We start from the raw sequence: 6,000 nt of genomic DNA, 5'->3' as shown, positions 1-6,000 counted from the left end.
CAGCAGACCGCTCAGCGGGAAGCGGCGGCGCAGCAGGATCGCCAGCGGCAGGCCCGCCATCACCCACACCGTCTCCAGCAGCCAGGTCGTCGGATCGGCCGCGCCGAACCTCGACACGACGAGCGCCGCGGTCACTGCGACGGCGAGGGCGGCCGGCAGACGGCGCCGAGGAGACAGTCCCCCGTCCAGCATCGGGGCGGAGGTGGGGCGGGTGGCGGTCATGGACTGCTCCTCATGCGCGGGGCGAACCCTCACTGTCGGGCCTGACCGCGACCGCCCTCATGAGTACGTGTACTCAGAACACCGCGTCGTACCGCCCCGATCGGGGTGAGTGATGGCAGAAGGCAACCCGTACGGGATACGGCACGTCCTCTCCCACGGCATCGGCGCTGGCTCTCCTTTCGCCGCGCTGGACACTTTCGCCAGCGAGGCTGATCTCGGCCGCGGTAGACGCAGGGCCGGCATGATCGGCGTCGTTCGCGCGGCGAAGGACGCGTTCTCTGCCGACCGTCCCGTCCAGTCTCGTGGCAGAGGCGAACGCGGAGCCCTGCGAGTGCTGTTGGCGACCTGTCAGGGGGCAGCCCTCGGTTCCATCGCCGCGATCAATCAGCTCAAGAACCTGAATTGCGTCAGCGCCGGATGAGCTCCGTGCTGAACTGCGCAGGCGCAAGCTCCCGGCCCAGCGGACTCTGTTCTCCGCCGCTCAGCGGAGCAGCCGCAGTAATCGTCGACAGCTGGATCACGCACTGCACACCATCGTGCTGAACAGGGCACGGCTCGGCCCGGCGCCCAGAGCCTTCCGTAACGCCCGGCCGTGCCTCAGGCCGTATACGGTCCTGTCCTCCCCGAAGTACACGTGATCCGGGTGGAGGTCCGCGCTCTCATCGGCGTGTTCGCCGGCTCACCTCACCTCACCACCGATCTTGGATGGGTTCGGCTGTCGGCACGCCCCGTCGGCCTTCTCCTTCCGTCTGGCGTGGACGTCGTCAGGCGGCCGGAGGCCGCAGCGGAACGTGTCCGGTTCCGGGGCTCCGTGCCGCTGTCGGGTGGTCTCACATGCCCAGAAGGTCGGTGAGATCGTCGGCGTGTTCCTCTTCCTCCTCCAGGATCGACTCGATCAGGCGGCGGGTGGTCGGGTCGCTCTCACCGATCCAGCGGACGATCTCCTGGTAGGTGGTGATGACGATGCGTTCGGCCACCAGGTTCTCCTGGAGCATGCGCTTCAGGTCCGTGTCCTCGGTGGTCACGTACTCCGTGTGCGACCGCTGCTTGAGCGTCGCCGGGTCGAAGTCCGGCTTCCCGCCGAGCTGGCTGATCCGCTCCGCGGCGCGCAGCCCGTGCTGCAGTTCCTGTCCCGCGTGCTCGGTGAACTCGGCCGCCACCTGTGCGCGGTCGATTCCGCTCGCCGCGATCGCGTGCTGTGAGTACCGCAGGTAGCACACCACCTCGGTGGCCACGACCTCGTTGAGCACCTCGATCAGGCGCTCCCGATCGGCTCCGTAGGTCTCGGTCACGGGTCCCTTCTCCATATGGGCGCGCGCGTCGTCCCGGATACCCTTGATGTCGATCTCGAACTTGTTCTCCACCGAGGCTTCCTTTCAAGCTCCCTTGATGATTCGTCACCATTAGGCAATGAACGGTGACAAATCAGTGGGTGCCTCGCCGTCGTGCGCTCCCGCACATCCGCGGTCCGCCGGAGAAGGGGCGGCTCGGCGGCTCACCCCGTGATCGAGGCCCGGAAGTGGTAGCGGTCTCCGCGGTAGACGGCCGCGGTGAGTTCGAGGGGCTGTGCGTTCTGGTTGAAGGCGAGCTGGGTGGCGACGAGCACGGGGGTCGTGTCCGTGATTTCCAGCAGTTTCCGCTCCTCCCGGTCCGGGTGGCGGGCTTCCACGGAGTAGTCGGCGACCTTGGGCAGTTGCGGTGGGTCGGCGCGGCGGAGGGTCGCGAAGAGTGTGTCCTTGGTGAAGTCCGTGTCCGCCAGTTGCGGGCACAGGCCCAGGGGCAGCCTGTTGTGTTCCAGGACGACGACGATGTCGTCCAGGAAGCGCAGCCGGCGCATCTCGAAGAGTGCGGCCCCGGGGCCGACGCGCAGCAGTTCGGATTCCTGGACGGTGGCTGCACGGACCCTGGACTCCAGGACGGTGTCCCTCAGCCGCAGGCCTTGCTGTTCGGCGTAGTCGGCGAAGCCCTGCACCGACTGGTCCGCGGCCGGGCCGGGCGGCGGCGGAGCGGCCGGGGCCGTGTGCGCGTAGCCCTGGGCCAGGAACCATCCGCGGGCCGGTGAGGACTCGATGACGTCACGCTCCGCCAGTTCGTTCAGTGCGGAGCGCAGGGTGACGCGTGAGACTCCGTACCGGGTGGCCAGCACCCGCTCAGACGGCAGGCGGTCTCCGGGCCGGGCGCCGTCCGCGGAGATGTCGTCCAGGAGGCGTCCGGCGATCTGGGCGTACAGCGGCAGGGCGTCTCCGTCCAGCAGTCCCTGCGGGAGGGCACGATCCAAGGAAGGCATACCAGATGTATACCAGTCCAGTGCGGACCAGTTCAATACCAGATGAAGACCATTGACGGTCCACATTGAGACCAGTACCGTTCCATCCGATGGAGGACCACCGGGGCATGTCGATGTCGACCCAGGACAACACCCCTCAACACCACCTCTGGCAAGGAGTACGCGTGAAGACCACCGCCCACGACACGGTGCCGCAGGGCAGCGGGGCCGACCACACGGTCGCGGAGATCGTCCAGCAGCCTCGCGTCTGGCGGGAGACCGGTGCGATCGTCGCCGGTGGGCGGGACTCCCTGGACGCCTTCCTCGGGCCGCTCCTCGCCGAGAAGGACCTGCGGATCGTACTGACCGGGGCCGGTACCTCGGCCTTCGCGGGAGAGGTCGTCCGGGCGGCGGTCGGCCGGGCCACCGGCCGGCGGGCGGACGCCGTGTCCACCACCGACATCGTCGCCGACCCCTGCGCGTCCTTCCCGGACGACGTCCCCACGCTGCTCGTGTCCTTCGCCCGGTCCGGGGACAGCCCCGAGAGCGTCGCGGCGACCCGGCTGGCCGAGCAGGTCCTGACCCGCGTGCACCATCTCGTCATCACCTGCAACAGCGCCGGGCAGCTGGCCCGGGCGCACGGCGACAGCGCCGGTTCCCACGTCCTGCTCATGCCTGCCGCGGCGAACGACCAGGGCTTCGCCATGACGTCGAGCTTCACCAGCATGCTGCTGGCCTCGCTGCTGGCCTTCGGCGCACTCACCACCGACGGCATCGAGGCCCCCGCCGCGGCGGCCGAGCACATCACTGCGGGCGGCCTGGACCAGGGCATCGACGCGCTGCTGGCCCGTGAGCCGGAGCGGCTGGTCTACCTCGGCAGCAGCAGCGCGCTGAAGGGGCTGGCCCAGGAGTCCGCGCTGAAGCTGCTGGAGCTGACCGGGGGCGCGCTCGTCGCCTCTTCGGAGTCCTCACTCGGCTTTCGCCACGGCCCCAAGTCGGTGCTGAACGACCGCACAGCCGTCGTCGTGTACGTGTCCAACGACCCCTACACGCGCCGCTACGACCTCGACGTCCTCGCCGAACTGCGCGCGGGGCTCCCGCCGGGCAGCGTCGTGGCCGTCACCGCGTCTGCGGACGACGTGTCCGGCGACGACACCTGGCTGCTCCCCGGGCTCCCGGACGCCGACGACACCGCCGTCGCGCTGGCCGGCGTCGTCTGCGCGCAGCTCGTCGCGCTGCGTTCGTCCATGGGCCTGGGCATCCGGCCCGACAACCCGTTCCCCTCCGGGGAGGTGAACCGCGTGGTGCAGGGGGTGACCGTGCATCCGCTTCCCGAGCGACGCAACGACGTCGTGTAGCAGCGTGCAGCGAAAGCCGAGCGGAGGAACGACGATGTTTCTGGGTGTGGACGGCGGAGGCACCAAGACGGCCTTCTGTCTCATCGACAGCGCGGGCACCATCCGGGCCCGAGTCCTCGCAGCGGGCTCCTACTACTTCGCGGACAACGCCACCGACGGCGTCGGCCATGTCGTGAAGGTCCTGGACGAAGGGATCGGGGCCGTGATCGACGCCGCGGGCATCACGCGCGCGGACATCGGGTACGCGTTCCTGGGCCTGCCCGGGTACGGGGAGGTCCCCGGCGACGTCGCCGCGCTGGACGCCGCTCCCGGCCAGGTGCTGGGCCACCGGCGCTACGCCACCGACAACGACATGATCTGCGGCTGGGCCGGTTCGCTCGGCGCGGTGGACGGCATCAACGTCATCAGCGGCACCGGCTCGATGACCTACGGCGAGCGGCACGGCCGCGGCGTGCGCACCGGCGGCTGGAGCGAACTGTTCAGCGACGAGGGCTCCGCGTACTGGATCGCCACCCGGGCGCTGAACGTGTTCTCCCGGATGAGCGACGGCCGGCTTCCCGAGGGCCCCCTGGCGGGGGTATTGCGCCGCCATCTCGCGCTGACCTCCGACCTCGAAGTGATCGACGTGGTCCTCAACCGCTGGCAGGGACACCGCAGCGAGATCGCCTCACTGAGCCCCCTCGTCGCCGAGGCGGCGGGCCTGGGCGACACGCAGGCCGCCGCCGTACTCGCCGAGGCCGGCAGCGAGCTGGCACTGCTGGTGGACAGCGCGCGCCACCGGCTGGGGTTTCCCCCCGGTGAACCCGTCCCCGTCTCCTACTCCGGCGGCGTCTTCCGCTCGGCCGCCGTACTCGACGCGTTCACCGGGCGCCTCCGCAGCGGCGCGGCCTCCTACGAGCTGCGGCAGCCGCTGTTCGAACCGGTGGTCGGCGCCGCGCTCTACGCGGCCAAACTGGCCGGCACCCCCCTCAGCACCACGGCACTCACCACCCTGCGCTCCCGCACCGAGACCACCGCCACAAGGACCACCACGGAGACCACCACCACGGAGAACCGTCATGACACTGCGTGACAGAAGAACCTGGATCCTCTACGCCGGTCTGCTCGTACTGTTCTGGGGTGTCTGGGGCGCGTTCTCCAGCCAGCCGACCGAACGCTACGGCTACCCGGACGAGATGATCTACGTCATCTGGGCCCTGACCATGCTCGTCCCGGCCGCCTTCGCGCTGCGCCGCGAGCGGTTCGACCGCCGCCCCATCGCCGCGCTCTACGGACTCACGGCCGGGCTCACCGGCGCGGGCGGCCAGCTCCTGCTGTTCCAGGCCCTGTCCGACGGCCCCGCGTACCTGATCTTCCCGGTCGTCTCGCTCTCCCCCGTGATCACCGTCCTGCTGGCCGTGGCTCTGCTCCGGGAGCGGATCGGCCGAGTCGCGGTCACCGGAGTGATCGCCGCGCTCGTCGCCATCGTCCTCATCAGCATCCCCGCCGGCGCCGGCGGGGAGGTCAGCACCGGATCCTGGCTGCTGCTGGCCGTCCTCATCTGCGTGGCCTGGGGAGCGCAGGCGTTCTTCATGCGCAAAGCCGCGCTCGCAGGCGTCAACGACGCGACGACGTTCGGCTGGATGACCATCAGCGGTCTGCTGCTCGTCCCCGTCGCCCTCCTCATGATGGGCGGCCTGCCCGACGCCCCCTGGCAGGCCCCGGCACTCACCGCCGGGACCCAGATACTCAACGCCGTGGGCGCGCTGTTCCTCGTCATGGCACTCAGCCGCGGCAAGGCCAGCGTCGTCGCGCCGATCACCAACGCTCTCGCGCCCGTCCTGACGATCGTGCTGTCGCTGATCATCTACCAGACACTGCCGACGATATGGGCGACGATCGGCATCGTGCTCGCCCTCGGCGGGTCGACGCTGATGGTGTACGCCGACGAGAAGCGCGAGGAGGCACCCCAGGACGAGGAACCCCAGGAGCGGGAACCGTCCGCACCCGTCGTCGGCCCGTAAGCCGAACCGGGACCGCTCTCAGCCGGGTCCGGCCCCCAACCGGCCGCCGACCGGTCCGCCCCGGCCGCCCTTGCCGCCCCTTCCGCAACGGCGGCCCCCGCCGAAACCACCGCACCGCACACAGACCGCCACCGGCCCAACACCCCCGACG

General features: G+C 70.1%; 6 protein-coding genes and 1 pseudogene. 4 read left to right on the top strand and 3 right to left on the bottom strand.

The genetic code is table 11. The annotated features are described in order from the left end of the window. Positions 1-222 (bottom strand): annotated as a pseudogene (locus ACLVWQ_RS07400) (hypothetical protein); the annotation flags it as partial. Between the two features lie 112 nt (positions 223-334). Between ACLVWQ_RS07400 and ACLVWQ_RS07395 the strand changes: the two are divergent. Next, positions 335-643, top strand: coding sequence for a hypothetical protein (locus ACLVWQ_RS07395; RefSeq protein ID WP_414107367.1), 309 nt, complete (start codon positions 335-337; stop codon positions 641-643). Positions 644-1,052: 409 nt separating this feature from the next. Here ACLVWQ_RS07395 and ACLVWQ_RS07390 read toward each other — a convergent pair whose 3' ends face one another. Continuing rightward, a complete protein-coding gene (locus ACLVWQ_RS07390) occupies positions 1,053-1,586 on the bottom strand; it encodes a ferritin-like domain-containing protein (RefSeq protein WP_414107366.1) in 534 nt (177 codons plus the stop codon). 131 nt (positions 1,587-1,717) lie between these two features. Beyond that, complete coding sequence (locus ACLVWQ_RS07385) at positions 1,718-2,509, bottom strand: GntR family transcriptional regulator (protein WP_414107365.1); 792 nt, start codon at positions 2,507-2,509, stop codon at positions 1,718-1,720. 164 nt (positions 2,510-2,673) lie between these two features. Here ACLVWQ_RS07385 and ACLVWQ_RS07380 point away from each other — a divergent pair, with 164 nt between their 5' ends. From ACLVWQ_RS07380 to ACLVWQ_RS07370, 3 genes are read left to right on the top strand one after another with little or no spacing between them, the layout of a single operon-like run. Continuing rightward, positions 2,674-3,846: an SIS domain-containing protein gene (locus ACLVWQ_RS07380; protein ID WP_414107364.1), complete on the top strand. Its 1,173-nt coding sequence runs from the start codon at positions 2,674-2,676 to the stop codon at positions 3,844-3,846. 34 nt (positions 3,847-3,880) lie between these two features. Then, the gene (locus tag ACLVWQ_RS07375) at positions 3,881-4,918 is read left to right on the top strand and encodes an N-acetylglucosamine kinase (protein WP_414107363.1); all 1,038 of its coding nucleotides are present in this window, start codon (positions 3,881-3,883) and stop codon (positions 4,916-4,918) included. After that, a complete protein-coding gene (locus tag ACLVWQ_RS07370) occupies positions 4,905-5,849 on the top strand; it encodes a DMT family transporter (RefSeq protein ID WP_414107362.1) in 945 nt (314 codons plus the stop codon). The genes ACLVWQ_RS07375 and ACLVWQ_RS07370 overlap by 14 nt, the downstream gene beginning before the upstream one ends. Positions 5,850-6,000 lie beyond the last annotated feature (151 nt).

The sequence above is a fragment of the Streptomyces sp. CWNU-52B genome (assembly GCF_047444975.1).
In the GTDB taxonomy this organism is placed as follows: Bacteria; Actinomycetota; Actinomycetes; order Streptomycetales; family Streptomycetaceae; genus Streptomyces.
The sequence above is the reverse complement of the archived record's forward strand: the minus strand, read 5'-3'. Positions and strand labels throughout refer to the sequence as shown.